The organism is Caulobacter sp. GW821-FHT09B08 (genome assembly GCF_059418225.1).
Map to the genome: position 1 here is coordinate 178,812 of NZ_JBWKPL010000006.1, position 25,687 is coordinate 204,498.

Annotated in this window: 24 protein-coding genes and 1 tRNA gene; 14 read left to right on the forward strand and 11 right to left on the reverse strand. The window is 68.3% G+C overall.

The features are described from left to right. Nucleotides 1–47 precede the first annotated feature (47 nt). Nucleotides 48–2,318: a beta-glucosidase family protein gene (locus AC07OA_RS17780; protein WP_494665143.1), complete on the forward strand. Its 2,271-nt coding sequence runs from the start codon at nucleotides 48–50 to the stop codon at nucleotides 2,316–2,318. A gap of 196 nt (nucleotides 2,319–2,514) precedes the next feature. Beyond that, nucleotides 2,515–2,589 (forward strand) — tRNA-Asn (locus tag AC07OA_RS17785). A 205-nt stretch (nucleotides 2,590–2,794) separates the two neighbouring features. Here the strand turns inward: AC07OA_RS17785 and AC07OA_RS17790 are convergent. Next, nucleotides 2,795–3,478, reverse strand: a complete 684-nt coding sequence (locus tag AC07OA_RS17790) for an alpha/beta hydrolase (protein WP_494665144.1) — start codon at nucleotides 3,476–3,478, stop codon at nucleotides 2,795–2,797. 249 nt (nucleotides 3,479–3,727) lie between these two features. Here AC07OA_RS17790 and AC07OA_RS17795 point away from each other — a divergent pair, with 249 nt between their 5' ends. The 4 genes from AC07OA_RS17795 (at nucleotide 3,728) to AC07OA_RS17810 (ending at nucleotide 8,697) form a co-directional block, all read left to right on the forward strand. Continuing rightward, entirely contained in the window at nucleotides 3,728–5,335 is a 1,608-nt protein-coding gene (locus tag AC07OA_RS17795) for a tannase/feruloyl esterase family alpha/beta hydrolase (RefSeq protein ID WP_494665145.1), read from the forward strand. A gap of 27 nt (nucleotides 5,336–5,362) precedes the next feature. Beyond that, on the forward strand, nucleotides 5,363–5,935 hold the full coding sequence (locus tag AC07OA_RS17800) for an NADPH-dependent FMN reductase (RefSeq protein WP_494665146.1): 573 nt from the start codon (nucleotides 5,363–5,365) through the stop codon (nucleotides 5,933–5,935). A 174-nt stretch (nucleotides 5,936–6,109) separates the two neighbouring features. Then, a complete protein-coding gene (locus AC07OA_RS17805; RefSeq protein ID WP_494665147.1) occupies nucleotides 6,110–7,411 on the forward strand; it encodes a metal-dependent hydrolase family protein in 1,302 nt (433 codons plus the stop codon). Then, nucleotides 7,408–8,697, forward strand: a complete 1,290-nt coding sequence (locus tag AC07OA_RS17810) for an MFS transporter (protein ID WP_494665148.1) — start codon at nucleotides 7,408–7,410, stop codon at nucleotides 8,695–8,697. Before AC07OA_RS17805 ends, AC07OA_RS17810 begins: the two co-directional genes overlap by 4 nt. A gap of 85 nt (nucleotides 8,698–8,782) precedes the next feature. On the opposite strand, the gene AC07OA_RS17815 is transcribed toward AC07OA_RS17810, so the two are convergent. Further along, nucleotides 8,783–9,613, reverse strand: a complete 831-nt coding sequence (locus AC07OA_RS17815; protein WP_494665149.1) for a TauD/TfdA dioxygenase family protein — start codon at nucleotides 9,611–9,613, stop codon at nucleotides 8,783–8,785. A 234-nt stretch (nucleotides 9,614–9,847) separates the two neighbouring features. Here AC07OA_RS17815 and AC07OA_RS17820 point away from each other — a divergent pair, with 234 nt between their 5' ends. Further along, nucleotides 9,848–10,507, forward strand: a complete 660-nt coding sequence (locus tag AC07OA_RS17820; RefSeq protein WP_494665150.1) for a GntR family transcriptional regulator — start codon at nucleotides 9,848–9,850, stop codon at nucleotides 10,505–10,507. On the opposite strand, the gene dmpG is transcribed toward AC07OA_RS17820, so the two are convergent. Then, entirely contained in the window at nucleotides 10,504–11,517 is a 1,014-nt protein-coding gene (dmpG, locus tag AC07OA_RS17825; protein ID WP_494665151.1) for a 4-hydroxy-2-oxovalerate aldolase, read from the reverse strand. The two genes, AC07OA_RS17820 and dmpG, sit on opposite strands and share 4 nt — an antisense overlap. A 2-nt stretch (nucleotides 11,518–11,519) precedes the next feature. Next, nucleotides 11,520–12,443, reverse strand: coding sequence for an acetaldehyde dehydrogenase (acetylating) (locus AC07OA_RS17830; RefSeq protein ID WP_494665152.1), 924 nt, complete (start codon nucleotides 12,441–12,443; stop codon nucleotides 11,520–11,522). A 145-nt stretch (nucleotides 12,444–12,588) separates the two neighbouring features. On the opposite strand from AC07OA_RS17830, the gene AC07OA_RS17835 reads away from it, so the two are divergent. From AC07OA_RS17835 to AC07OA_RS17850, 4 genes are all read left to right on the forward strand, one after another. Beyond that, entirely contained in the window at nucleotides 12,589–13,410 is an 822-nt protein-coding gene (locus tag AC07OA_RS17835) for an aspartate dehydrogenase (protein WP_494665153.1), read from the forward strand. A 91-nt stretch (nucleotides 13,411–13,501) separates the two neighbouring features. Then, nucleotides 13,502–14,200, forward strand: a complete 699-nt coding sequence (locus AC07OA_RS17840; RefSeq protein WP_494665154.1) for a GntR family transcriptional regulator — start codon at nucleotides 13,502–13,504, stop codon at nucleotides 14,198–14,200. Between the two features lie 92 nt (nucleotides 14,201–14,292). Next, the gene (locus AC07OA_RS17845; RefSeq protein ID WP_494665155.1) at nucleotides 14,293–15,516 is read left to right on the forward strand and encodes an FAD-dependent oxidoreductase; all 1,224 of its coding nucleotides are present in this window, start codon (nucleotides 14,293–14,295) and stop codon (nucleotides 15,514–15,516) included. 23 nt (nucleotides 15,517–15,539) lie between these two features. Beyond that, the gene (locus AC07OA_RS17850; protein WP_494665156.1) at nucleotides 15,540–16,064 is read left to right on the forward strand and encodes a cupin domain-containing protein; all 525 of its coding nucleotides are present in this window, start codon (nucleotides 15,540–15,542) and stop codon (nucleotides 16,062–16,064) included. 80 nt (nucleotides 16,065–16,144) lie between these two features. Here AC07OA_RS17850 and AC07OA_RS17855 read toward each other — a convergent pair whose 3' ends face one another. From AC07OA_RS17855 to AC07OA_RS17875, 5 genes are all read right to left on the reverse strand, one after another. Beyond that, nucleotides 16,145–16,954, reverse strand: a complete 810-nt coding sequence (locus AC07OA_RS17855; protein ID WP_494665157.1) for a DODA-type extradiol aromatic ring-opening family dioxygenase — start codon at nucleotides 16,952–16,954, stop codon at nucleotides 16,145–16,147. A gap of 3 nt (nucleotides 16,955–16,957) precedes the next feature. After that, nucleotides 16,958–17,230: a hypothetical protein gene (locus AC07OA_RS17860; RefSeq protein WP_494665158.1), complete on the reverse strand. Its 273-nt coding sequence runs from the start codon at nucleotides 17,228–17,230 to the stop codon at nucleotides 16,958–16,960. 2 nt (nucleotides 17,231–17,232) lie between these two features. Continuing rightward, complete coding sequence (locus tag AC07OA_RS17865) at nucleotides 17,233–18,081, reverse strand: alpha/beta fold hydrolase (RefSeq protein ID WP_494665159.1); 849 nt, start codon at nucleotides 18,079–18,081, stop codon at nucleotides 17,233–17,235. Then, a complete protein-coding gene (locus AC07OA_RS17870; protein WP_494665160.1) occupies nucleotides 18,078–19,244 on the reverse strand; it encodes a Rieske 2Fe-2S domain-containing protein in 1,167 nt (388 codons plus the stop codon). Before AC07OA_RS17870 ends, AC07OA_RS17865 begins: the two co-directional genes overlap by 4 nt. A gap of 135 nt (nucleotides 19,245–19,379) precedes the next feature. After that, nucleotides 19,380–20,171, reverse strand: coding sequence for a 2-keto-4-pentenoate hydratase (locus AC07OA_RS17875; RefSeq protein ID WP_494665161.1), 792 nt, complete (start codon nucleotides 20,169–20,171; stop codon nucleotides 19,380–19,382). Between the two features lie 135 nt (nucleotides 20,172–20,306). Between AC07OA_RS17875 and AC07OA_RS17880 the strand changes: the two genes are divergently transcribed. After that, nucleotides 20,307–21,314 (forward strand): FAD-binding oxidoreductase, encoded by a 1,008-nt coding sequence (locus AC07OA_RS17880; protein WP_494665162.1) that lies wholly within the window; start codon nucleotides 20,307–20,309, stop codon nucleotides 21,312–21,314. On the opposite strand, the gene AC07OA_RS17885 is transcribed toward AC07OA_RS17880, so the two are convergent. Further along, nucleotides 21,311–22,279, reverse strand: coding sequence for an asparaginase (locus tag AC07OA_RS17885; protein ID WP_494665163.1), 969 nt, complete (start codon nucleotides 22,277–22,279; stop codon nucleotides 21,311–21,313). The two genes, AC07OA_RS17880 and AC07OA_RS17885, sit on opposite strands and share 4 nt — an antisense overlap. A 137-nt stretch (nucleotides 22,280–22,416) precedes the next feature. On the opposite strand from AC07OA_RS17885, the gene AC07OA_RS17890 reads away from it, so the two are divergent. After that, the gene (locus tag AC07OA_RS17890) at nucleotides 22,417–22,731 is read left to right on the forward strand and encodes a non-heme iron oxygenase ferredoxin subunit (RefSeq protein WP_494665164.1); all 315 of its coding nucleotides are present in this window, start codon (nucleotides 22,417–22,419) and stop codon (nucleotides 22,729–22,731) included. A 9-nt stretch (nucleotides 22,732–22,740) separates the two neighbouring features. Here AC07OA_RS17890 and AC07OA_RS17895 read toward each other — a convergent pair whose 3' ends face one another. Next, nucleotides 22,741–24,531, reverse strand: coding sequence for a gamma-glutamyltransferase family protein (locus AC07OA_RS17895; RefSeq protein ID WP_494665165.1), 1,791 nt, complete (start codon nucleotides 24,529–24,531; stop codon nucleotides 22,741–22,743). Between the two features lie 120 nt (nucleotides 24,532–24,651). On the opposite strand from AC07OA_RS17895, the gene AC07OA_RS17900 reads away from it, so the two are divergent. After that, nucleotides 24,652–25,635 carry a bile acid:sodium symporter family protein gene (locus tag AC07OA_RS17900; protein ID WP_494665166.1) on the forward strand — a complete coding sequence of 328 codons (984 nt, stop codon included), beginning with the start codon at nucleotides 24,652–24,654 and terminating at the stop codon, nucleotides 25,633–25,635. Nucleotides 25,636–25,687: the final 52 nt, after the last annotated feature.

Genomic DNA, 25,687 nt, shown 5'->3' on the forward strand with positions numbered 1-25,687 from the left:
CCCATCCAACACGCGCCCTCGAGGGCGTCGACATAACGGGAGGTACTATGAACCGACAGACCTGGCGGGCCCTGCCCCTTGCCCTGATGCTCGGCGTCTCCGCCGCCACCCTGGCCCAGACCGCCTGCGCTCAGGCGCCGGCCGCCGCCCCCGCCGACCGCCCGTGGCTGAACCCCAAGCTCGACGCCGACGCCCGGGCCGACCTGGCGCTCAAGGCCATGACCCAGGACGAGAAGCTGACGATCATCTTCGGCTATTTCGGCGCCGACATGGGTGACAAGTACAAGCGCGTGCCCGAGGCCCTGCCCGGCTCGGCCGGCTACGTGCCGGGGATCGCGCGTCTGGGCATCCCGGCCCAGTTCCAGACCGACGCCGGCGTCGGCGTGGCCACCCAGGGCGGCGAGCCGGTCAAGCGCGAGCGCACCGCCCTGCCCGCCGGCATCGCCACCACCGCCACCTGGAACCCCAAGCTGGCCCAGAGCGGCGGCGCGATGATCGGGGCCGAGGCTCGCTCGTCCGGCTTCAACGTCATGCTGGCCGGCGGCGTGAACCTGGTCCGCGAGCCGCGCAACGGCCGCAACTTCGAATACGGCGGCGAGGACCCCTGGCTGGCCGGCCAGATGGTCGGAGCCCAGATCAAGGGCATCCAGTCCAACGCCATCGTCTCAACCATCAAGCACTTCGCCCTGAACGGCCAGGAGACGGGTCGCTTCGTGCTGGACGTGAAGATCGGCGAGGCCGACGCCCGCACCTCCGACCTCCTGGCCTTCCAGTTCGCCACCGAGCTGTCGGACCCGCACTCGGTGATGTGCGCCTACAACAAGGTCAACGGCGACTGGGCCTGCGAGAACGACTTCCTGCTCAACAAGGTGCTCAAGCAGGACTGGGGCTACAAGGGCTACGTCATGTCGGACTGGGGCGCGACCCACACCAGCGCCAAGGCCGTCAATGCGGGCCTCGACCAGGAATCCGCCGGTCACGCCTTCGACAACCAGCCCTTCTTCCAGGGTCCGCTCAAGGCCGACCTGGCCAGCGGCGCGGTCAGCCAGGCGCGCCTGGACGACATGGCCCGCCGCGTCCTGCGCGGGCTGTTCGCCAGCGGCGTCGTTGAAAAGCCGGTGAAGATCGAGACCATCGACTACGCCGCCCACGCCAAGGTCACCCAGGCCGACGCCGAGGAAGGCATCGTCCTGCTGAAGAACGACGGCGGCCTGCTTCCCCTTCTTTCTGAAAAGGGGGGGGCGAAGACCGCCAAGAAGATCGCCGTCATCGGCGGCCACGCCGACGTCGGCGTGCTGTCGGGCGGCGGCTCCTCGCAGGTCTATCCGATCGGCGGCCGCGCGGTGCAGGGCGAAGGCCCCGCCACTTGGCCGGGTCCGATGATCTACTTCCCCTCCTCGCCCCTGAAGGCGCTGAAGGCCCGCCTGCCCGGCGCCGACATCCAGTACGCCGACGGCAAGGACAAGGCCGCCGCCGCCAAGCTGGCGGCCGGCGCCGACCTGGTGCTGGTGTTCGCCACCCAGTGGAACGGCGAGGCCTTCGACAGCCCCCTGACCTTGGAGAACGACCAGGACGCCCTGATCGACGCCGTCGCCTCGGCCAACGCCAAAACCGTGGTGGTGCTGGAGACCGGCGGCCCGATCCTGATGCCCTGGCTGGGCAAGGTCGGCGGCGTGGTCGAGGCTTGGTATCCGGGTTCGGAAGGCGGCACGGCCATCGCCCGCGTGCTGACCGGCGAGGTCGACGCCTCGGGCCGCCTGCCCGTCACCTTCCCCGCCGACCTGGCCCAGCTGCCGCGTCCGGTGCTGGACGGCGATCCGGCCAAGCCCGACGACAGCTTCCCGGTCGACTACACGATCGAGGGCGCGGCGGTCGGCTACAAGTGGTTCGACAAGAAGGGCCACAAGCCGCTGTTCGCCTTCGGCCACGGCCTGTCCTACACCAGCTTCGCCTATACGAACCTCAAGGCCGAGGCCAAGGGCGGCTCGGTGACCGTCAGCTTCGACGTGAAGAACACCGGCAAGCGGGCCGGCAAGGCCGTGCCCCAGGTCTATGTCTCGCCCAAAGCGGGTGGCTGGGAAGCGCCGCAGCGCCTGGCCGGCTTCAGCAAGGTCGAACTGGCGCCCGGCGCGACCACCAAGGTCACCGTCACCGTCGATCCGCGCCTGCTGGCCACCTGGGACGAGAAGGCCCACGGCTGGTCGGTGGCGGCCGGAACCTACACCGTCGCCCTGGGCGCCTCCTCGCGCGACACGGCCGTCAAGACCGACGTCGCCGTGGCCGCCAAGTCGATCCCCGTGGGCCTGATCAAGCCCTGAGGAGCCATTTGGTCGCAGCCGGAATTAAGGTCTGATTAACCATAAAAGCCGAATTTCGACTGGTCTTTCTTGAAGACACCCCACCATCACTGACTTTCCACAGCCCGGTCATCGACCGGGCTGTTTTTTTGTCCGAATGCGCTTGCACCGAGTCAAATCGGCGGCTATCACCCGGCCTCTTCCTGAGGCGACCTGTTCCGCGGTAGCTCAGTGGTAGAGCAGCCGGCTGTTAACCGGCTGGTCGTAGGTTCGAATCCTACCCGCGGAGCCACCTCTCCCCTCCAGGGGATTGTTGGAAGTTTTCAACAGGTCAGCTTTACGCCTCTAGCCTTTCGAGGCTGCGAGCTTCCACGATCACCTAAAATCCGAGAGGCGTTGACCAGGCCCTCGAGCCATTCCCTGGCCTCGGCTTCATCGACTGGCCTGCCGCAAACTCGCCCGTCTCCGAACGACCAGTAGCGTCCTTGCCGTGCGCGCTAGTGGATCCGCTCGGCGACCCCAGTCAAGGCCGAGGGCGTTCTTTCAACGATCGCGCCTCTTAAGAACGACGCGCCGTAGTGAAGCTGCTCCGCGCCGATCGCGTGGCCTAGACCAGGAGCAGGAACCAGGGCGACGCTGTAGCCTCGCTTGGCGAAAGCCTCGGCCGCGTGCTGGCTTTCGATCGGCGACGCGATGGGGTCATTCTCGCCGTACGCGATGAAAAGATCGGGCGCGTGCGTGCGAGGAGCCTTCAGGCCGCCGACCAGGCGTCCGGCGAGGGCCAGGACGCAGGCGAAGGAATGACCGGCTGCGGCGGCCGCCATGGCCAAGGTCGCCCCCTGGCCGAAGCCGAAGACCGATAGGCGGCCGACAGGAACGCCCTCGGATTCGGCGGCCTTCATGACCCGGGGCCACAGCCGCGCCAGGGCGGCGTCGACCGCGGGGGCGTCCGCGACGCCGCCGGTCTCCACGAACCATTCGCCGCCGAGCCCCGGCGGCGGCGTCAATATGACCGCCGCCGCGTGGGAAACCCGCGTCACCAGCGCATCCGCGACCGGCAGCAGGTCGTCGGCGCCCTGTCTCGACCCCGCCAGCATGACGATCAGATGGTCGGGCGCGCGCGGCCCGATCCGCGGCGCGGCCTGGCCTCCCTCCCCGCCTGAAAAGTGCGACTCGCTCATCGTCCTGGCTGCTCCCGCCTGCCGACTGCCCGCCCGCGAACGCCACCAGAAGTCATTGTTCCGTCCACGGCCTGTCTCCGGCGTTTCGATCCGATTGCTCATGTCCGCGCCGCTCCGGAGCCGCCCCAGCCCACCTTTTAGGCGCCTGGGCCGCGCTCTCGACGCGGCGATCATCATCGTTGATGATCGTCTGATTGTCATACAAAGTTTGGCAACTTGCGCAATCGGGAGCCGCCCATGACATCGCGATTGAAATCCTTCTGTCGGACACTGTGGATCGCGATCATCGCGGGCTATGCGGCCGCCGCGCCCGGCTCATGGGCCGCGCCGCTCAGCAAGGCCCCGACCGACGCGAACCTGAGCGCCAGCGTCGCCTGCGAAAGCGTGATCGGCTGGGATCTTTCACGCCTCGAAGGCGCGCCGACCTCGATCACCGCGGCCAAGCTGGTGCCCGCCGCCGGCGGGACTCCGGAATATTGCGCCATCACCGGCTATGTGCAGCCGCAGATCCAGTTCGAGCTGCGCCTGCCGACCAAGACCTGGAACGGCCGCTACTTCCAAGTCGGCTGCGGCGGCTTCTGCGGCGGCGTGAACATCCAGAACTGCGGCGACGTGCTGGCCAAGGATTTCGCCGTCTCAGCCAACAACATGGGCCATGTCGGCAACTTCCTGCGAGACCCCCTCTGGGGCGAAAGCGCCGACGCGCGCCGCGACTACGGCCGTCGCGCCACCCACGTCTCGGCCATCGCCTCAAAGGCCATCGTCGAGCGCTTCTATGGCGCCAAGCCCGCCTACGCCTATTTCCGGGGCTGCTCGACGGGCGGGCGCGAGGGCCTGATGGAGGCCCAGCACTATCCCGAGGACTTCGACGGCGTCATCTCGGGCGACCCGGCCTTCGCGGGCCGACTGGGCGCCATCGCCAACACCTGGGACGCGCAATATCTGCTCAAGCCCGACAATACCCCGGTGATGTCCGACGACACCTTGCGGGTGCTGCACAAGGCGGTCATCGCCGCCTGCGACGGGATCGACGGCGTCAAGGACGGGATCATCATGGACCCGCGCGCCTGCAAGTTCGACCTGAAGACCGTGCGCTGCAAGGACGGCGGCGAAGGCCCAACCTGCCTCAGCGACGCCCAGATCGCGGCGGCGGCCAAGGTCTATGATGGTCCGCGCAACAGCAAGGGCCAGCGCCTGTTCCCGGGCGGCGAGACCTTCGGCAGCGAAGGCGCCTGGAAGGGCGACGACCGCCTGACCCTGGCCGACGGCGCCCAGCGGTTCCTGAACTTCACGCCCAACCCGCCGTCCGCGTTCACCTATCGCGACTTCGACTTCGACGCCGACATCGAGAAGATCAAGGACGCCCTCACCCGCTACGACCCCGTCGCGCCGGACATGGCCCCCGACCTGACCGCCTTCGAGGCGCGCGGCGGCAAGCTGATCGTCTATCACGGCTGGGCCGACCAAGGCGTCTCGCCGCTGAACACCCTGGACTACTACGCCCAGGTCCATAGTCGTCAGGGCGGACTGGACAAGACGCGCGGCTGGTTCCGGCTGTTCATGGTGCCAGGGATGTTCCACTGCCGTGGCGGCGACGCACCCAACACCTTCGACTTCATGCCGGCCATCATGGCTTGGGTTGAAAAGGGCGAGGCCCCGAACGGCGTCGTCGCCACCCAGAAGGACGCGGCCGGCGCGGTCATGCGCCAGCGCCCGCTCTACGCCTACCCGCAGTACGCCGCCTATGACGGCAAGGGCGACGTCAACGCCGCCGCCAGCTGGAAGGCGGCCACGCCCAAGACGCTGACCGACGACCGCATCGATTGGATCTTCGGTCCCAAGGCGGCCGGCAAGTAAGCCGCCATACGTCGGGAGGACGCCACCATGACCACCAAACCCCTGATCGTCGGCATCGGCGGCACCACGCGCCCCGGCTCGACCACCGAGCTGGCCCTCAAGGTCAGCCTGGCCGCCGCGGCGGCCGCCGGCGCGGAGGTCCGCCTGTTCGACGGCGCCTTCCTGGCCGGCCTGCCGCACTATGATCCGGCCGCTCCGCGCACGGCCTTCGAGGCCGAGTTCGTCGCCGCTTCGCGGGCCGCCGACGGCTTCATCATCGCCAGCCCCGGCTACCACGGCGGCGTCTCGGGGCTGGTCAAGAACGCCATCGACCTGATGGAGGAGATGCGAGCCGACGCCCGGGTCTATGTCGACGGCTGCGCGGTCGGCTGCATCGCCACGGCCTATGGTCCGCAAGGCGGCGGACCGGTGCTGGCGGGCCTGCGGGCCATCGTCCACGCCATGCGCGGCTGGCCCACGCCCTGCGGGGCCTTCGTCGAGAGCGCGCCGGGCCTGTTCGACGCCGACGGCGCCTGCCGCGACGATAAGGTCCGCGAGCAGCTGGAGCTGGTCGGCCGCCAGGTCGTCGCCTTCGCGCGCGGCCAGTCCCTCGCCGCCTGAGTCTGATCAATTTCCAGGCGCCGCGCGGCCGCAAGGCCTCGCGGCGCCGCTTTACGGTCCGAACCCGAGCTTGATTGCATACAGTATGCGACAGGGGCGAGACCCAGTCACGGAAGGCCGATTTCCTTGATAAACCATAGATTTCAACGAGGAAGGCTCCGGCCTCTCCTCTCCTTGCTGCTGTCGGCCTCGACGCTGGCGGCGGTCGGTTTCGCCGGCGGAGCCCACGCCCAGGACACCGTGATCCACGCAGGGCGACTGATCGATGGCCTGTCGACCAAGCCGCGCGAGCAGGTCTCGATCCTGGTGACCCAGGACCGCATCACCGGCGTGGAGGCCGGCTTTGTCTCGCCGCCCGGGGCCAAGGTGATCGACCTTTCCAAGGCCACGGTGCTGCCGGGCCTGATCGACGCCCACACCCACGTCACCTCGCTGAACCGCACCGGCAACGGAATCGCCAAGGCGATGACCAACTCGCCGCTGGACGCGGTGCTGGCCGCCACGGTCAATGTCGGCAAGATCCTGCAGTCGGGGATCACCACGGTGCGCGACCTCGGCGGTCTGTCGGGCGAGGACATCGCCCTCAAGAAAGCGATAAGTCAGGGCTCGGTCGCGGGACCGCGCATGTGGGTGGCCGGCGAGGCCATCGGCCCGACCGGCGGTCACAACGACTGGAGCCATGGCTACGCCGAGGACGTCTCGCGCCGCGACTGGGGCGCCGGCCTGGCCGACGGCCCCGACGCCGTCACGCGCCTGGCGCGCATGGAACACAAGCTGGGCGCCGACCAGATCAAGATCATGCCCAGCGGCGGCGTGGTCAGCCAGGGCGACGACCCCAAGGCCCAGCTGATGACCGAGGCCGAGATCAGGGCCGCCGTCGACGCGGCCCACGCCCTGGGCATGAAGATCGCCGCTCACGGCCACGGCAAGGGCGCGATCGACACCGCCGTCCGTCTGGGCGTCGACTCGATCGAGCACGGCACCTATGCCGACGCCGAGTCCTGGAAGCTGATGAAGGCCAAGGGCACCTATTTCGTCCCCACCTTGCTGACCACCCAGCGCCTCTACGACGCGGCCAAGACCCGGCCCGAAACGCTGAACCCCTCGACCGTGGCCAAGGTGTTGGCCATGGGCTCCAGCCTGACCAAGCTGACCAACGCCCACGCCGCCGGGGTCAAGATCGCCTTCGGCAGCGACACGGGCCTGGGCGAGAACGTCAAGGAAGCCGCCCTGATGGTGCAGGCCGGCATGACACCGGCCGAGGTGATCACCGCCGCCACGACCAGCGCCGCCGACCTGATCGGCTCGCCGGATATCGGCGCGATCGCGCCGGGCCGCTACGCCGACGTCATCGCCGTGGCCGGCGACCCGCTGGCCGACATCACCGAGCTGGAGCGGGTGAAGTTCGTCATGAAGGGCGGAAAGGTGTACCGGGCCGATGGCGCGCCCGTATTCGTGGAGCTCGTCAATCCATGACCGCCGACACGCTCGAAACCACAGCCGCTCGCCCGGCCCGCAAGCCGATCGGCGCGCGCGGCTGGCTGATCATCGGCGTCTGCCTGTTCGGCATCTCCACCGGTCCGGCCGCGTTCGGCCTGGCTTCGCTGGGCCTGGTCATCAACGCCTTTCAGGAGCAGTTCGGCTGGAGCCGGAGCGAGGTCAGCGGCGCGGCTTCGCTGATGATGCTGTGCACCGCCCTCTCCCTGCCCCTGGTCGGCGGGCTGGTCGACCGGTTCGGGGCGCGCCGCGTGCTGATCCCGTCGGTCATCGCTCTCGGCCTGTGCCTGCTGGCCATCCCGCTGACGGTGAGCAAGGTCTGGCAGTTCATGGCCGCCTACGTGCTGATGGGCACCCTGGCCGCCGGCGCCAACAGCGTGCCCTACATGCGCATCCTGGCCTCGTGGTTCGACCGCTCGCGCGGCCTGGCCATCGGCATCGCCGGCAGCGGCACGGGCCTGGGCTTCGCCTATGTGCCCTTGATCGGCCAGGCCGCGATCAACCACTTCGGCTGGAAGGGCTGCTACGTGGCCCTGGGGCTGATCATGCTGTGCGTGACCCTGCCTTTGGTGCTCTTCGTCCTGAAGGAGAAGGCCGAAGGTCAGCCCGGAATCGACTCCGACTCACCGGTCGCCGAGGCCAATCCCGCCGAGGGCCAGGGCGACACCCTCAAGGGGGCGATGGCCAAGCGCGACTTCTGGGTGCTGGCCTCGATCTTCGTGGGCCTGGCCTTCGTGCTCTACGGCCTGATCCCGCACATGGTGCCCCTGCTGACCGACCGGGGCCTGACGCCCGAGGCCGCCGCCAGCATGGCTTCGCTGTTCGGCTTCGCCACCTTCGGCGGCCGCGTGCTGATCGGGTTCCTGATCGACCGCTTCGACGCCCGCCGCATCGCGGTGATCTTCTTCGGTCTGTCGGCCCTCGGCATGAGCCTGCTGGCCGTGCCCTTGCCCACCTGGGCCCTGATCGTCCCGGCCTTGCTGCTGGGCGGCAGCCTGGGCGCGGAGGTCGACATGCTGGCCTATCTGACCAGCCGCTATTTCGGGCTGAAGGCCTTCGCCCGGATCTTCGGCGTGCTGTTCTCGGCGGTCATGGTCGCCATGGGTCTTGGCCCCGTCGCCTTCGGCGCGGTCTACGACGCCACCGGCTCGTACCAGGTGATGCTGGCGATCGGCGCGCCGGTCTGCATCGTGGCGGCGCTCCTGATGCTCGTGCTGCGCCCTTATGGCGAGCGACGGCGGGGCGCGGCGATCTCGGTCACCTGACCGGGATCATCCCGCCCCCAAAGAGAAAGGGCCGCGCCTCCTTCGAGGCGCGGCCCTTTTTGCTTGGCGCTATGCGGGATGCCGCCTAGGCGGCCTTGTCGGCGACGGCCCCGTAGTCGGCGGGATTGCCCTCGACCTGCACGCGGAAGCCCGAACGGACCTGCGGAAAGTAGTCCCAGATCGCCAGGTGCTGGGTGCAGCGGTTGTCCCAGAAGGCCACGGCATGCGGCGTCCAGCGGAAGCGGACCTGGAAGTAGGCGTTCTCCGCGTGATTGTAGAGGTACTGCAGAAGGGCGTTGCTCTCCTCGCGGCTGACCTCGTTGATGTGGCTGGTGAAGCCGCGGTTGACGAACAGCACCTTCTTGCCGGTCACCGGATGGGTGCGGATCACCGGGTGTGTCGCCTTGGGGAACTTGCCTTCGGGGTCGAAGCGACCGAACGCCAGGGCGCCGTCGTGGGTGGCGGTCAGGGTCTCCAGATACGCCTTCATGCCCGGCGAGAGCGCGTCATAGGCCGCGTACATGCTGGCGAAGATCGTGTCGCCGCCCAGGGTGGGCAGGGTGTGCATGTAGAGGATGCTGCCCATCGGCGGCACCGAGATGCACGACATGTCGGTGTGCCATTCCTCGCCGGCTACGTGCTTGGACGTCTCGTCGGCATGCAGCTTGCGCACTTCGGGGTGGTCCGGCAGGCCCTTCAGGGCGTGGGCTTGCAGCGGGCCGAAATACTGCCCCACCCGCTTCAGCGAAGCCGGATCCAGGCTCTGGTCGCGGAAGAAGATCACCTGATGGTCGGCGATCGCCTGGTTCAGGTCGGCCAGTTGCTCCGCCGACAGCGGTTGCGACAGATCGATGCCGCTGATTTCGGCGCCCAGCGTCGGCGTCAGCTTCGCCGCGGTGATGGTCTTGTAGGCCATGAAGGAAAAACTCCGGTCCGTGGACGCCGCCTGGCGGGCGGCCCTCCCCTTGATAACGACGTCGCCGGCCTTGCCGGCGGGCGTTGTCATACAAAGCAGATCGACGCTTCAGCGACAATTTCTTTGTATACAGTATGCATAAAATCGATTTCGAACGCTGTTATTGCATACAGCATGCCGATTGCATCGGCGCCGGCCGTATCCTAATCCGGCAAGGGACTCTAGGAGACGAGGATGGTCAGAAAGACGGGCGAGATCGCGCAGGGTGAGCGGCTTCGCGACCAGGTCTATCGGCGGATGCGCGAGGAGCTGCAGTCCGGCGTCCTGGAGCCCGGCCGCCGCTTGGTCGAAACCCAGTTGGCCGAAACCTACGGCGTCTCGCGCACGCCCATCCGCGAGGTGCTGCTGCAGCTGTCGCGCGAGGGCGTGCTGACCCAGCAGGAGCGCGGCTTCCTCGTCCCCGTCGACACCCAGAAGGACATACTGGACCGCCTGGAGACGCGCCGCCTTCTAGATGCGCGCCTGGCCCGCCACGCCGCCCTGGAGGCGACGCCCGACCAGATCCGAGCCCTGGCCAAGGCCCAAGAGAAACAGGAAAAGGCCCATGCCTCGGGCAAGGCCAAAGCCTTTGTCGACGCCAACGCCGAGTTCCGGATCCTGTTGCGCGAGATGTGCCGCAACGTCCTGCTGCGGCGCTGCGCAAGCATGGTCGACGACGTGTTCCAGACCATGCGCGGCCGCATCCACGAGAGCCCCGAGAACCGCGAGCTGACCCTGGCGTGCGACGGCCGCATCCTGAAGGCGCTGCAGGAGCGCGATCCGGACGCGGCCGAGGTGGCGGTGACGGACTTCGTCGACCGCCTGCTGCTCTATTTCGAGAGCCGCGAGGCCTAGCCGACCTTGGCCAGGTCCAGGGCGACATCCGTGATCATGTCCTCCTGGCCGCCGACCATGCGGCGCTTGCCCAGTTCCAGCAGGATCGTGCGCACGTCCAGGCCATGGTCGGCCGCGGCCTTCTCGGCGTGGCGCAGGAACGACGAATAGACGCCGGCGTAACCCAGGCTGAGGGTCTCGCGGTCGACGCGGACGGGGCGGTCCTGCAGCGGACGCACCAGATCCTCGGCCGCGTCCATCAGCTTGAAGAGGTCGCAGCCGTGGTTCCAGCCTTGGACGTCGGCGGCGGCGATGAACACCTCCAGCGGGGCGTTGCCGGCCCCCGCCCCCATGCCCGCCAGCGAGGCGTCGACACGGACGGCGCCGTTCTGAACGGCGGCGATCGAATTGGCCACGCCGAGGCTGAGGTTGTGGTGGGCGTGGATGCCACGCTCGGTCTCGGGCTTCAGCACCTTGTCATAGGCCTGCAGCCGGGCGGCGACATCGTCCATGGTCATCGCCCCGCCGCTGTCGGTGACATAGACGCAGTGGGCGCCGTAGCTTTCCATCAGCAGCGCCTGCTGGGCCAGGGCCTCGGGCGGGCTCATATGGCTCATCATCAGGAAGCCGGCGACGTCCATGCCCAGGCCCCGGGCGTATTCGATGTGCTGCTTGGAGACGTCGGCCTCGGTGCAGTGGGTGGCGATGCGCACCGACCTCACGCCCATGTCGTAGGCGCGCTTGAGATCGTGCACGGTGCCGATGCCGGGCAGCAGCAGGGTCGTCAGCTTGGCGTGGGAGATCACCTCGCCCACCGCCTCGATCCAGGCCCAGTCGGTGCAGGCGCCGAAGCCGTAGTTGAACGACGAGCCCGACAGGCCGTCGCCGTGGGCGATCTCGATGGCGTCGACCTTGGCCTCGTCCAGGGCCTTGGCGATGGCCCGCACCTGGTCGAGATCGTACTTGTGGCGGATGGCGTGCATGCCGTCGCGCAGGGTGACGTCCTGGATGTAGAGCTTCTGGTCGGTCATCTTCAGGCGGCCTTGGCGCTGCGGTGGGCGACGATGGCCTCGGCGGTCTTCAGCGCCGCGGAGGTCATGATGTCCAGGTTGCCGGCATAGGCCGGCAGGTAGTGGGCCGCGCCCTCGACCTCGAGGAAGATGGTCACCTTCAGGCCCGAAAAAGCCTGGTCCATCTCCGGGATGAACAGCGGGTCGTTGTCGCCCAGGCGCTCGAACTGCACCTTCTGCTTCAGGCGATAGCCGGGGACATAGGCCTGGACCTCGGCGACCATGGCCTCGACCGAGGCCTCGATGGCGGCGGTGTCGGCGTCGTCGCAGAGGCAATAGACGGTGTCGCGCATGATCAGCGGCGGCTCGGCCGGGTTCAGCACGATGATCGCCTTGCCGCGCGTGGCGCCGCCGACCGTCTCGATGGCGCGCGAGGTGGTCTCGGTGAACTCGTCGATATTGGCCCGGGTGCCGGGACCCGCCGACTTGCTGGCGATCGAGGCGACGATCTCGCCGTAGTGGACCTTGGCCACGCGGCCGACGGCGGCGACCATCGGGATCGTGGCCTGGCCGCCGCAGGTGACCATGTTGACGTTCGGCGCGTCCAGGTTCGCCACGCCGTTGATCGGCGGCACCGTGTACGGACCGATCGCCGCCGGGGTCAGGTCGATCACCTGCTTACCGTGGGCGCGCAGCACCGCGTCGTGATGCTTGTGGGCGCCGGCGCTGGTGGCGTCGAAGACGATGTCGATGTCGGCGAAGTTCGGCAGGCCTACCAGACCGTCGATGCCGCCGGCGGTGATCGGCACGCCCAGACGCTCGGCGCGCTTGAGGCCGTCCGACTCCGGATCGATGCCGACGAAGGCCCCCATCTCCAGCGAGTCGGACAGACGCATGACCTTGATCATCAGGTCGGTGCCGATGTTGCCCGATCCGATAATCGCCACCTTGGTCTTCTGCCCTTTTGGCGTCGTTTGCCCCGTGGGCGCCTGGCTGTTCATCACTTTCCGATCCGCGAGCCGAAACCTGTCGCCCTGACGGCGCATCTTTGTCATACGATATTATCTTATTCACGCAAGTCGGAGAGGCAGGATGGCGATCGGCGAACGTTTGGCCCTGATCGGTTACGGGGCGATCGGGCAGGAAATCGCTCAGGAAATGGCACGGCTCGGCGAGACCGACCAACTGGTCGCCGTGCTGGTCCGCCCCGGCCGCGACGCCGGCGGCGCGCCGGTCGTGCATGACCTGGAGGGCCTGCTGGCGGCCAAGCCCGACATCGTCCTGGAGTGCGCCGGCCACCAGTCGGTGCGCGACTACGGCGCGGGCGTGCTGGCGGCGGGAATCGACCTGTTGGTCTCGTCGGTAGGCGTGCTGGCCGACGCGGCGATGGTCGAAATCCTCTCGACCGCCGAGGCCAAGGGCGGCGGACGCGTGCTGCTGCCGGCCGGCGCGATCGCGGGCCTGGACGGCCTGGCGGCCGCGCGTCTGGCGGGGCTTTCGTCGGTGACCTACACCTCGCACAAGCCGCCGGAGGCCTGGCGCGGCACTCAGGCCGAGCAGCTGATCGACCTGGACCACGCCGAAGACGAGATCGTGTTCTTCGAGGGCAGCGCCCGCGAGGCGGCCCTCGGCTATCCCAAGAACGCCAACGTCTCGATCGCCGTCTCCCTGGCCGGCGTCGGCTTGGACGACACCCGGGTGCGCCTGGTCTCGTCGCGCAAGGTCACCGACCCGCTGGGCGTGATCGAGGCCGAGGGCGCGTTTGGCCGCTTCCTGTTCGAGATTTTCGGCAAGGCTTCGGCCACCAATCCCAAGACCTCGGCCCTCACCGCCTACAGCCTGCTGCAGACCGCGCGCCTGGGCATGGCTCTACCCGCCTTGCGGTTGATCAACGAGGACGCTCGCAGAACGTGATCTTTGCTCTATGCGCGGCCCGGTGAGTCTTTGTAGGATAAGCAGACAATCAGGCGGGGCCGACGCCGCCCACTGGAAAGCCGAGGACGCCTTGGAATACGAAGATCTACGCATCATCGAGACCCCGTCGCTGGTTCGCGACTATACGCTGGAAAAGCTGCGTAACGCGATCAGCACCGGTCTCTATCCGCCCGGAACACGGCTGGTCGAACGCGAACTGTGCGAAGCCCTGGGCGTTTCCCGCACCTCGGTGCGCGAGGCCCTGCGCCAGCTTCAGTCGGAAAATCTGGTCGAGGTCAGCAAGCGCCGCAACATCAGCGTGGCGGTGATCACGTCAAAGGACGCCGAAGACATCTATCTGATCCGCGAAATGCTCGAGACGATGGCGATCCGCCGTTTCGTCGAGCAGGCCGACGACGCGGAGGTCAAGCAACTGGTCAAGATTCAGAAGACCATCGCCAAGACCGCCGCCAAGGGCGCGCCCCGCCAGCTGGCCGCCACGGCGGGCGAATTCTACAACACTATCCTGGAAGGCGCCCGCAGCCGCGTGATCTCCGAGGTCGCCGGCCCCCTGCTGGCCCGGGTCAACTATCTGCGCGCCCTGTCGATGTCCGAACCCGGTCGGGTGGACGGCGGCCTGCAGGAGTGGGACGCCCTGGTCGACGCCGTCGTGGCCCGCGATCCCGAGAAGGCCGCCAAGGCCATGGCAGATCACCTGCGCAACTCCCGCGCCGCCATCGTCGCCCGCCTGGAGGCGGACGAAAACCAAGCGAAAAAGGTCGCTTCTTGAGCAGAGTCGGCGGCGCTTCGGCGCCGTCGACTTATATGATTGTCATACAAAGATTCGGACCGTAGCGTATCTCCGTTCAATGGAGTGCGCTCATGGCTTCCCCGCGTAATGTCATCATTGTCGGCGCCGGCCCGGTCGGCGCGGTGCTCGCCTGGGCCCTGCGCCGCAAGGGGATTCCGGTCATTCTGGTCGAGGCCCTGGCCGAGCCCGAGATCGACTGCCGCGCCGCCTCGTGCCACCCGCCCACCGTGGCCATGCTGGACGAACTGGGCCTGCTGGAAGACGGCCTGGAGCAAGGCCTGGTCTCGCCGGTCTTCCATTATCTGGACCGCCCCACCAGCCAGCTGATCGCCCGCTTCGACATCCGCCAGATGCAGGATGTCCCCAGCCACCCGTATGTCCTGCAGTGGGAGCAGTACAAGATCGTCAAGACGATCGTGCCTCGCCTGCAGGCCGACGACGGCGCCGAAATTCGCCTCAGCACCCGCCTGATCGACATCGAACAGACCGCCGACGGCGTGAAGGCCCGCGTCCAGACCGACGGCCAGGCCGAGGAGATCATCGAGGCCGCCTACATCGTCGGCTGCGACGGGGCGCGCAGCACGGTGCGCAAACTGACCGGCTTCGAGTTCGAGGGCTTCACCTGGCCCGAGCGCTTCCTGAAGATCGACACCTATTTCGACTTCACGACGCTGCGGTCCGAGATCGACAACCGCAACTACTTCGCCGATCCGGACGAGTGGCTGAACCTGTTCAAGGCCCGCGGTCCCGAGGGCGACGGCCAGTGGCGCGCGGTGGGCCCCACCCTGCCCGACCAGACCGAAGAAGAGCTGCTGGACCCGGACTTCATCGAGGCCCGCCTGCAGAAGTTCTGCCCCAAGCCCGGCCGCTACGAGATCGCCACCGTGGCGACCTATCGCGTGCACCAGCGCGTGGCCTCCAGCTTCAACAAGGGCCGCGTCCTGCTGGCCGGCGACGCCGCCCACGTCAACAATCCGGTCGGCGGCATGGGCATGAACGGCGGCATCCACGACGCCGTGAACCTGACCGACAAGCTGGCCCAGATCCTCCTGGAGGGCGCCGAGGCCCAGCCGCTGCTGGACCGCTACACTCGACAACGGCGAAAGGCGCAGGTCGACTTCGTCCAGGCCCAGAGCATCCAGAACAAGAAGACCCTGGGCGAGGCCGATCCGGCCGTCCGGGCCGCCAACCTCGAATCCATCCGCACGGCCGGCGCGACGCCGGACCTGCACGACGCCTTCATCCGCCGCGCCTGCATGATCGACGCCGTCAAGGTCGCCGACGCGGTCCTCTGATCCAGACAAGGGAACTACCGACCATGGCCGCCCGTCACCCGCGCCCCGCCCATCTCGAGAACGCCTCGCTCGAAGAGATCGCAGACAAGTACATCGCTCGCTTCGGGGATCGCGTACCCGACTGGGACGCGTTCTCCGACGCCAATATCGAGGGCTATCGTCGCGCCCAGCACCGTTTCATCGGGGCCGGCGCCTCGGGCAAGCACGACGCGGCGGGGATCATCCCGGCCGAGAACTTCACCCTGTCGATCATGCTGGTGCCGCCCGGGCAGGGCAACGCGCCGCACACCCACGAGGTCGAAGAGGTGTTCTTCATCCTCAAGGGCCGCTGCGTGGTGTTCATCGACGACGAGGACGGCCGCCGGGTCTCCAAGGAGCTGGGTCCGTGGGAATGCATCTCGTGCCCGGCCGGCGTGATCCACGGCTATGTCAACGAGACCGACGAGGATTGCTATCTACAGGTCGTGCTGGGTCGCGGCCGTCCGGACGTCGCCGGCTTCGCCGACCAGAAGCTGTTCGAAAACCGCGAGCGGCACCTGAAGGACTAGACCGCGCCCCACACCCCGGAACGCGAAAGGCGCTGGCTTCACGGCCAGCGCCTTTCTTCATGCTCCGACGACGACGCCGCCTAGACCGTCAGGGCCACGCCCCCCATGCCGCTCGCCCAGGACGGCAAGGACTCGTAATAGACGATCTCGCCCAGAGCCTGCGGCACGGCGCCGGCCATGGCGATCCATGCGGCGACCTCGAGGCCGCCGTTGCCGGCCGCCTCCAGAATCTCGGCGTTGGTCAGGCGGGTCAGCTCCTCGGAATGACCGCTGACCAGAGTCTCCATGAACCAGCGATCCCAGTCCGCGTTGACCCGTCCCTCTTCCGGCACCGCCAGCCAGTGAGAAAGACCGCCGCCGGCCAGCAGCGCGACGCGCTCCTCGGCCGGCCGGCGCTGCTCGACATAGCGCTTGAGCAGCGATCCGGCGTTCCAGCACTGCTCGGGCGCGGGCGAAGGGTCCAGCACCGAATTGACGTAGAAGATCGAGGTCGGCAGGGCCCGGGCCGGATCGACGACGCCGTGCGGGATCATCACCCCGTGGTCGGGGCGCACGCCCTTCATGACGTCGACCCGCAGGCCGCGCTCGGCGCAGAACGCCGCCAGGCCCAACGAGAAGGCGGGCGCGCCGGGGATCGGATCCGTCGGCAGGCCCATGTCGCCATAGGGCGTCAGCTGGGCGTCGACGGCCACCGCGAACGGCGCCGGCAGGTCGACGTGGAAATTGTTCAGGTGGTCGCTGGTCAGCACGACCAGCACGTCCGGCTTCAGCGCCTGGATGCGCGCGCCGATTTCGCGCATGCCCTGGAAGACGCGCTCGGCCTGGTCTTCGACGCCGTCAGGCGCGCCCAGGACGTGGGAGGTGGCGAAGGCGCCGACGATCTGGCCCACGGGCTATCTCCGGTCGAAATAGTAGCTGATCGGGAAGCCCTTGATGGTCGAGCGTCCCGACCAGATCAGCCATTTCATGATCAGGTTGGGGTGCACGCCCAGGGCGTGGATGTCGTCGCGGCCGCCGGTCCGCAGCACCGGCCGCACGTCGGCGGGCACGCCGAAGCGCTCGAACAGCGCCTCGTCGTCCTCCTTCACCAGGCGCCGGTCTCCCGGCGCCTGGATCAGGTGGTGGATCATGTCGTGGACGCCGTAGGGAGGCTTGGCGACCGGCATGGTCAGCCTCGGGTCCGCTGGAGGAAGGCTTCGACAGCAGCGCAGAAGTCGTCGCGCCGCTCGATCATCGCCCAGTGGCCGCAGTGGGGCACGATGTAGCCCCAGCTGTTGTCCAGCAGTTCCAGGAACCGGTAGGCGCGCGGCAGGATCGACACGCCGTCCTGCTTGCCGTTCACCACCAGGGTCGGATGCTTGATCTTGCGGACCTCGTCTTCCGGATAGTTCAGGGTGCCCGTGCGGGTCAGGGCGTTGATGGCCTGCAGGGCCGCCTTGATCTCCGGGTCCTCGCAGAGGTCGTAGCGGTACTGGACCATGGCCTCGGACGGCTTGAAGTCCGGCCCGGTCAGACCGCCGATCACGCGCCGCATGCCCTCCACCGTGAAGTCGTACTGCAGGTTATGCAGCAGGTGCGGCGAAGGCTTCTCCGGGATCGGCAAGCCGGCGCTGCCCATCAGGACCAGTTGGCCGACCAGGTCCGGCTTGTCGATGGCCACGCCGATCGAGGCGGCCCCGCCCATCGAGTTGCCGACCAGAGCCACGCCCGACAGGCCCATGGCCTCCAGGAAGTCGGCCAGATGCTTGTTACGACCCGGCTGGTCGTAGCGATAGGCCTCGGGCGAGGGTTTGTCGGTGTAGCCGAAGCCGATCATGTCCGGCGCGATCACGCGGTAGGACTTGGCGAAGACCTGGATGCACTCCAGCCAGTTGCCATAGGCGTCGGCGCCCGCGCCACCGCCGTGGACCAGCACCAGCGGCGCGCCCTCCCCCTTCTCCAGGTAGTGAGTGCGCACGCCCGCGGCGTCGATGAAGTTGGACGTGACGCCCGTTCCTTCGAGGCTGGGAACGTTCATCGCAGGTGCTCCGGCGTCTGGATGCCACGGTTGCAGCGGCTGGCCAGGCGCCGCCATTCCAGGAGGGTGATGTCCGGCTCGCAGAGCATCTCGTCCACCCAGCCGAAGTCGTCCTTGTAGAAGGGCTCGGTGACCTCGCGGGCCCAGATGTCGTCGCCGTTGAAGCCGTCCAGGCCGTGCGGCTTCCAGATGGTCTCGAAGTCGTTGGCGAACTTCATGCGCTCCTCGTCATTGCTGACGTGGCCGCCGATGGTCTGGAAGTAGATGTGGTTCTCCGCGTCGATCGGCACGTACCACTCGTACTGGTCCATGCCCTTGTTCGGGAACGAGTCGACCTTCAGCACGCCGGGCAGCCAGCACGAGGTTTTCATCGCCGCCGAAGTGCCCTGGACCGTGGCCGTGCGGGGACCGCGGACCACGACCTCGCCGTCAATCTCGCCTTCCCACATCGGCTTGTGCAGGGCGAAATCGTCGATCACGCCCTTGGGGCCGTCCGGCTCCTCGACGGTGACGACAGCGCCCGGCAGGGGCGTGTGGCCGATGGGGAAGTTGAACGTGCGGTAGTGCCGCAGCGTCGTGTCCTTGTGGATGAAGATGTGCAGGGCGTCGAAGCCGTTTTCTGCTCCCAGGCGCCAGTTGGAGTTCACCTCGCGGTGCTTGCCCAGCACCATGACGTTGTCGTCCAGGAAACCGGGCGGCACGTCATGCGCCAGCGGCGGAGGCGGACCGTCCTCGGTGTCGCCGATGAACACGAAGATCACGCCCTTGGCCTCTTCGCAGGGGAAGGTGACGATCTTGCGCCGACCGATCAGCCGGCTGTCCGGCACGGCCAGGATGTTGACCAGCTCGCCCGTCTGCACCCGGTAGGTATAGCCGTGGTACCAGCAGGTGATGGTGTCCTTGGTGTAGCAGTCCAGCTTCTTGGACAGCGGCACGCCGCGGTGCAGGCAGCGGTCGCGGATCGCGAACACCTTGCCGTCGATGCGCTTGAGGATCAGGGCCTCGCCCAGGACCTTCAGGGTAATGGCCTGGCCTTCCGCGATCTCCTTGGAGAAGCGGACGGGGTACCAGTGGTTACGGAAGCCGAGCTTCGCCTCCACATAGGCCTTCCAGTCGCCGACCGCGTTGGCGACGTCCGGGTTGACGAATTGCTGCTCGCTCATGCCTTACCTTACTCGTGCCTCTGTGGCTGAGCCCCCCGAGGGGCGAGACCAACGTTGTATGACAATATTATCTTGTACGATTCCGTCGAGACCGTTCCGCCCGCAGGCGACGACGGACGGTCAGGCGCCCAGCTTTCAGGCGCCCTGATCAAAGGTCAGGCTGACCGAGCCGATGCCTGTGATGACGGCCTCGACCTGATCGCCCGGCGCGACCACGGCCATAGGGCCCAGGGCGCCGGTCAGGATCAGCTCGCCGGCCCGTAGCGGCTGGCCCAGGGCGGCGCTTTTGCGGGCCAGCCAGGCGGCGGCGTTCAGCGGATGACCCAGGCACGCCGCCCCGGTCCCGCGTGAGACCGCCTGGCCGTTGACGCTCATCGTCATCTCGCAGCCGACCAGGTCCAGCCCCTCGGGCCGGCGCGCAGGCGTGCCCAGCATCACCAGCCCGGACGAGGCGTTGTCGGCGACGGTGTCGACGATGTTGATCTTCCAGTCGGCGATGCGGCTGGCGACGATCTCGATGGCTGGGATCACGCTGGCGGTCGCGGCCAGAACCCCTTCGGCGTCGACCTCGGGATTCTCGATGTCCTCGCCCAGGAAGATGGCGATCTCCGCCTCGACCTTGGGCTGCCGCAGACGGGCGTAGGGTACGACCTGGCCGGGCTCATAGATCATGTCGGAGAACAGGTGGCCGAAGTCCGGCTCGCCCACGCCCAACTGCTTCTGCACGGCCTCCGAGGTCAGGCCGATCTTCCGACCGGCCGAACGGCGGCCCGCCGCGCGCCAACGCCGGACCTGGGCCATTTGCACGGCGTAGGCCGCCTCGACGTCGTCCGCGGGAAAAGCGGCGCTGACCGGCGCCAGCAGGGGGCCGTCGTATGCGGCCAGCAGTCGCTCGGCCGTGCGCTCGATCAGGTCAGCTTCATTCATTCGGCCCTCGTCGCTCGAAATTATGTATGACGAACTGGCAATCAGACGTATCAGCGACATCCGTCGGCGCCAATCCTTGCTTGATCGATTTTTTGTATTATTGTCATACAAAGATTGAAGCCGTTCGAGTTCTCCATGCACGCCGCCCGATTCAGGTTCGCCGACGGAAAGACGCTGGAACTGGCCGTCGCGCCGGGCCAGACGGTGCTGGAGGCGGCGATGACCATCGACGCGCCGCTGCGCTACGACTGCGCGTCCGGCTCGTGCGGCGCGTGCGTGGCCCAGCTGTGCGACGGCGAGACCGAGTTCGACGCCGGTGCGCCCACGCCCCTGTCCCCGGCCGAATGCGCGGCGGGCCTGCGCGCCACCTGCATGACCCGGCTGCGCGGCGACGCGATCTTCGAGCTGCCCTACGCCCTGGAGCCCGCCCCTTCGGCGCCCGCGCGCTATCAGACCGAAGTGATCAGCGTCGAACGCGTGGCCGCCAGCGTCCACCGCCTGGTGCTGTCGCTGGACGACGAGGACTTCGTGTTCCAGAGCGGACAGTACGTGCGGCTGCGGCCACCGGGCTCACGCCAGGCGCGGGCCTATTCGATCGCCAGCGCGCCGCACGCGCCCGGCGGCGAAGCGCGCCTGGAGTTCCTGATCCGCCACGTACCCGACGGCATGATGTCGACCTGGCTGGCGACCAGCGCCAAAGCCGGCGACCGCGTCACCCTGCATGGTCCGCTGGGCAGCTTCGCCCATGACGCCCGCGCGAGGCGTCACGTCTTCCTGGCCGGCGGCACTGGCCTGGCGCCGGCGGTCTCGATCCTGCGCCAACTGGGCGAGGCGTCAGGCCCTGCCCTGTTGTGCTTCGGCTGCGCCACGCCCGACGACCTCTTCTACGAGGCCGAACTGGCTGAGCTGGCGCGAGCCAACCCCAACCTCGAGGTGCGCACCGCCGTGATGGACGGCGTAGCCGGCGACCGCGCGCTACTGGGCACGGCGCTGTCGCTGCTGACACCCGAAGACCTCTCGGCCGACGCCGCCTACTACCTGTGTGGCCCGCCGCCAATGATCGAGGCCAGCCGCGCCTGGCTGGACGCCCAGGGCGCGGCGCCCACCGCCATTCGTTGCGAGCGTTACATTCCAGGCGGCTAAGCCGCCTCGACCATGCGCCGGAAGGCCAGGGCAGCCACGTCCGGCGCGTGGACAGCCAGCAGGGCCGCCAGAGCCATGCGCGCCTGGCTGGCCCCGAGTTCGCCGGCGAAGATCGCCCCGGCCTTCTGCAGGGCCAGACCCGTCGCGTAGTCGGGGGCGCTGGCGCCTTCCGGACAGCGCGAGGCGACCACCACGACCACCCCCACCGCGATCGCCGTCTTGACGGCTTCCAGCGCCGAGGGCCCGACATTGCCGCGCCCCAGGGCGCACAGCACCAGCCCCCTCAGCCCCAGCCCCGGGGCCGCGGCGATCAGGGCGCCGGCCGAACCCGCACCCAGGGCGACCAGTTCCACCGCCTCCGACGGCGTCACCAGGGGCAGCGGCCCCAGCGGCGCGCGACGACCCGGCGGCGGCAGCACCGAGCGACCGACCACCCGCCCCTCGACACCATCGCGGGCCCGGAAGGCGCGCATGTCGCTGGTATGGATCTTCACCGCCTGCCGCGCCGGAATCAGCCGGCCGGCGAAGGCGATCAGCACCCCGCCTCCAGCCAGGCTCGGCGAACCGGCGGCGATGATCGCGTCGCGCAGATTGCGGGGACCATCGGAGCGACCGCGCCCGCGCGCCCGCTGCGCGCCGGTGAAGACCACCGGCTTGCGTCCCGACGACATCAGATCGACCAGGAAGGCGGCCTCCTCCATCACGTCGGTGCCGTGGGCGACGACGACCCCGTCGACCTCGGTGTCGGCCTGGGCTTCGACGACGGCGGCCGCCACCGCCGCCATGTCCGAAAAGCTCATCGCCTCGGAAAGACCGCTGTGGATTCGCCGCGCGCGCACTTGCGCCGAGCCCTTCGGAAGCAGGCCCGCCAGGCGGTCCTCGGCATGGCTGGCGGCCAGGGCGCCGTCGGCGTCGGGCCGTGAACTGATCGTCCCGCCCGCATCGAGCAGCAGTATGTGGCCCATGCCCAATCTCCGGTCATCCGCGATGAAAAGCACTCGCGACGCCAAGGCCGCTTGTCCGGATTTATGTATGACAATATGACATTATTTACAGCCCCATTTGGCTGGATTCCTTTCGATTTCAGGACCTAGCGACCGACATGACCGCCGACGCCATCCGCCTTTGCGCCGCCGACGACCTCGCCGATGGGGAAATGCGCCGCTTCGATCTCGACGGCCAGGACCCGATCGTCCTGTGCCGGGTCGGCGACGACTATCTGGCGGTGGACGATGAGTGCACCCACGCCATCGCCTCGCTGTCGGAAGGCCGGCTGGAGGGCGAGGTGATCTTCTGCCCGCTACACGGCGGCAGCTTCAACGTTCGCTCGGGCAAGGCCTGCAGCTTGCCCTGCAAGCAGAAGCTTCGCACCTATCCGGTCCAGATCGCCGACGGCGCGGTCTGGGTGACCGCGTAGCCGTTTCGCTCAGCGCCCCACCGCATAGGCCTGCATCAGGCGGGGCGTCGCCGCCGCGCTGAGCAGGCCGTCGGCGCGCCGCTCGGCCGCCGTCAGGCGCCCCGCCGACCAGGCCGGGGCGACCTGAAGGTCGTGGCCGCGCGCCCGCAGGTCGGCGATCACCGCCTCCCCCGCGCTCTCCTCGATCACCGACACCCCCGGCAGCGCCTCGCGCGGATAGAACGACGAGGGGAAGTGAACGGTGTGGAACAGCGGCAGGTCGATGGCCTCCTGCAGACCCAGGCCGTGATGGATCCGGCGCAGCAGGAGCGCCAATTGCCACTGGTCCTGCTGGTCGCCGCCGGGCGTGCCGCAGATCAGGGCCGGCCGCCCCTCGTGCAGGGCCAGGGTCGGGGTCAGGGTGGTGCGGGGGCGTTTTCCCGGCGCGAGGGAGGATGGCAGGCCCGGCTCCAGCCAGAACATCTGGGCGCGAGTATTGAGCGCGAACCCTAGCTCCGGAATGGTCGGCGACGACTGCGGCCAGCCGCCCGAGGGCGTAGCCGAGACCATGTTGCCCCAGCGATCGATGACGTCGAGATGGACGGTGTCGCCCGGTTTGATGGTCGGCTTCAGGTGGGCCATGGTCGGCTCGCCGATGCCTAGGCCGCCCGCCGTGTCGCCGGCAGGTTTGACCATGCCCAGGGCGCGGACGACCTGGTCCTCGAAGCCGGGCAGGATCCCCGGCCGAATCTCGTCGGAGGCCCGGTCGCCGATCAGCTTGCGACGTTCGGCGGCGTAGGCTTCGCTCAGCAGCGCCTCGATCGGCACGTCGACGAAGTCGGGGTCGCCGTAATAGGCCTCGCGATCGGCGAAGGCCAGTTTGGCGGCCTCCAGCACCACGTGGGCGAAGTCGGCGCCGTTGGGATCCATGGCCGAAAGGTCGAAACCCTTCAGCAGCGACAGAGCCTGCAGAAGCACCGGCCCCTGCCCCCACGGCTTGGTCTTGCAGACCGTCCAGCCGTGATAGTCGAACGTGACCGGCGCCTCGTAGGCCGGACGCCAGCCGGCCATGTCCTGGCCGGTCAGCAGGCCCCGGTGACGGCGGCCGCTGGAATCCATCAGCGGTTCGGCGCGGCAGAAACGGTCGATGGCCTCGGCGACAAAGCCCTCGTACCAGGCGGCCAGGGCGCGATCGATCTGTTGCTCACGCGTCCCCTCGCCCGCCTCGTCCAGGATGCGTTTCCAGGTGGCCGCCAGGGTCGGGTTGCGGAACAGCGACTGCGGCGCGGGCGCCTCGCCGCCGGGCAGCCAGATCGGGGCCGAGGTCTTCCACTCGGTCTCGAACGTCTCCTTCAGCTCGGCCAGGGCGCGCGAGACGCCAGGCAGCACCGGGTGGCCGTTCTCCAGATAGCCGATGGCCGGCTCCAGCACGTCGGCCAGACGCAGACGACCATGGTCGCGGACCAGGGTCAGCCAGGCCCCGAACGAGCCGGGCGTCACCGCCGCCAAGAGGCCCGAACCCGGTACGGCGTCCAGGCCCAGGGCCTTGAAGGCCTCGATCGTGGCGGCGGCCGGGGCTGGTCCCTGGCCGGCCAGAACCTCGACCCGGCCGGTCTCGACCGAGTGGAAGATGATCGGGACCTCGCCAGCCGGACCGCACAGGTGGGGCTCGACGACCTGGAGCATGAAGCCCACGGCGGCGGCCGCGTCGAAGGCGTTTCCGCCCTTCTCCAGCACCGACATGCCGACCGACGAAGCGATCCAATGCGTGGAGGCGACGACGCCGAACGTGCCGCGGATCTCGGGTCGGGTAGTGAACATGAAGACGCCTCCTGAAGGGCTGAGCTAGGCCTCTCCCGCAACGCGCCGTCAATATGATTGTATGACAAAAAATCACAGCCTAAGACCAAGCTGAACAATCGATCACGCCTGGAGCCCACCGTGTCCAAGTTCTCGTCCGCCCTGGCCCAGTTGCGGCCGGACAACTTCACCCTGTGCCTGGTGGGCACGGTGATCCTGGCCTCGCTGCTGCCGTGCCAGGGCGCGGCGGCCGGCGTCATGGGCGCGGTCACCGACATCGCCATCGCCCTGCTGTTCTTCCTGCACGGCGCCAAGCTGTCGCGCGAGGCGATCCTGGCGGGCATCGGTCACTGGCGACTGCACCTGCTGGTGCTGGCCTGCACCTTCGTGCTGTTCCCGCTGATCGGCCTGGTCTTCCGCGCCATCCCCGCCGGCCTGCTGGACCCGACCATTGCCGCGGGACTGCTCTATCTCTGCATTCTGCCCTCGACGGTGCAGTCGTCGATCGCCTTCACCGCCATCGCGCGCGGCAACGTGCCGGCGGCGATCTGTGGGGCCTCGCTGTCGAACCTGATCGGCGTGGTGCTGACCCCGATCCTGGCCGCCGCCCTGCTGGGAGCCAAGGGCCAGGGCGGCGACCTTCTGGGCGCGGCCGGGTCGATCGTGCTGCAGCTGCTGGTCCCATTTGTCGGCGGCCACCTGCTGCGCCCATGGATCGGCGGCTTCGTCGATCGCCACAAGAAGGTGCTGACTCTCACCGACCGGGGCTCGATCCTGCTGGTGGTCTATACCGCCTTCAGCGCCGCCGTGGTCGAGGGGCTGTGGCGCAAGTTGGGCGCGGTCGACCTGGCGACCATCCTGGTGCTGGACTCGGCCCTGCTGGCCCTGGCGCTCCTGGCCACCAACCTGATCGCCCGCCGAGCCGGCCTCTCCAAGCCCGACGAGATCACCCTGGTGTTCTGCGGCTCCAAGAAGAGCCTGGCCTCGGGCGTGCCGATGGCGGGCCTGCTGTTCCCCGCGGCCGCCGTCGGGCCGATGATCGTGCCGCTGATGCTGTTCCACCAGATTCAGCTGATGGTCTGCGCGGTGCTGGCGCGTCGCTACGCCGAGCGGACCGGCGACTAGATGCAAAAAGGGCGGCGCGATCCGAGGACCGCACCGCCCAGGCTTACACCTT

What these genes read in the sequence shown, in the direction of transcription:
- AC07OA_RS17780 (WP_494665143.1), top strand. Translation starts at nt 48, where the DNA reads ATGAACCGACAGACCTGGCGGGCCCTGCCCCTTGCCCTGATGCTCGGC.
- AC07OA_RS17790 (WP_494665144.1), bottom strand. Translation starts at nt 3,478, where the DNA reads ATGAGCGAGTCGCACTTTTCAGGCGGGGAGGGAGGCCAGGCCGCGCCG.
- AC07OA_RS17800 (WP_494665146.1), top strand. Translation starts at nt 5,363, where the DNA reads ATGACCACCAAACCCCTGATCGTCGGCATCGGCGGCACCACGCGCCCC.
- AC07OA_RS17810 (WP_494665148.1), top strand. Translation starts at nt 7,408, where the DNA reads ATGACCGCCGACACGCTCGAAACCACAGCCGCTCGCCCGGCCCGCAAG.
- AC07OA_RS17815 (WP_494665149.1), bottom strand. Translation starts at nt 9,613, where the DNA reads ATGGCCTACAAGACCATCACCGCGGCGAAGCTGACGCCGACGCTGGGC.
- AC07OA_RS17820 (WP_494665150.1), top strand. Translation starts at nt 9,848, where the DNA reads ATGGTCAGAAAGACGGGCGAGATCGCGCAGGGTGAGCGGCTTCGCGAC.
- dmpG (WP_494665151.1), bottom strand. Translation starts at nt 11,517, where the DNA reads ATGACCGACCAGAAGCTCTACATCCAGGACGTCACCCTGCGCGACGGC.
- AC07OA_RS17835 (WP_494665153.1), top strand. Translation starts at nt 12,589, where the DNA reads ATGGCGATCGGCGAACGTTTGGCCCTGATCGGTTACGGGGCGATCGGG.
- AC07OA_RS17845 (WP_494665155.1), top strand. Translation starts at nt 14,293, where the DNA reads ATGGCTTCCCCGCGTAATGTCATCATTGTCGGCGCCGGCCCGGTCGGC.
- AC07OA_RS17850 (WP_494665156.1), top strand. Translation starts at nt 15,540, where the DNA reads ATGGCCGCCCGTCACCCGCGCCCCGCCCATCTCGAGAACGCCTCGCTC.
- AC07OA_RS17860 (WP_494665158.1), bottom strand. Translation starts at nt 17,230, where the DNA reads ATGCCGGTCGCCAAGCCTCCCTACGGCGTCCACGACATGATCCACCAC.
- AC07OA_RS17865 (WP_494665159.1), bottom strand. Translation starts at nt 18,081, where the DNA reads ATGAACGTTCCCAGCCTCGAAGGAACGGGCGTCACGTCCAACTTCATC.
- AC07OA_RS17870 (WP_494665160.1), bottom strand. Translation starts at nt 19,244, where the DNA reads ATGAGCGAGCAGCAATTCGTCAACCCGGACGTCGCCAACGCGGTCGGC.
- AC07OA_RS17875 (WP_494665161.1), bottom strand. Translation starts at nt 20,171, where the DNA reads ATGAATGAAGCTGACCTGATCGAGCGCACGGCCGAGCGACTGCTGGCC.
- AC07OA_RS17880 (WP_494665162.1), top strand. Translation starts at nt 20,307, where the DNA reads ATGCACGCCGCCCGATTCAGGTTCGCCGACGGAAAGACGCTGGAACTG.
- AC07OA_RS17885 (WP_494665163.1), bottom strand. Translation starts at nt 22,279, where the DNA reads ATGGGCCACATACTGCTGCTCGATGCGGGCGGGACGATCAGTTCACGG.
- AC07OA_RS17890 (WP_494665164.1), top strand. Translation starts at nt 22,417, where the DNA reads ATGACCGCCGACGCCATCCGCCTTTGCGCCGCCGACGACCTCGCCGAT.
- AC07OA_RS17895 (WP_494665165.1), bottom strand. Translation starts at nt 24,531, where the DNA reads ATGTTCACTACCCGACCCGAGATCCGCGGCACGTTCGGCGTCGTCGCC.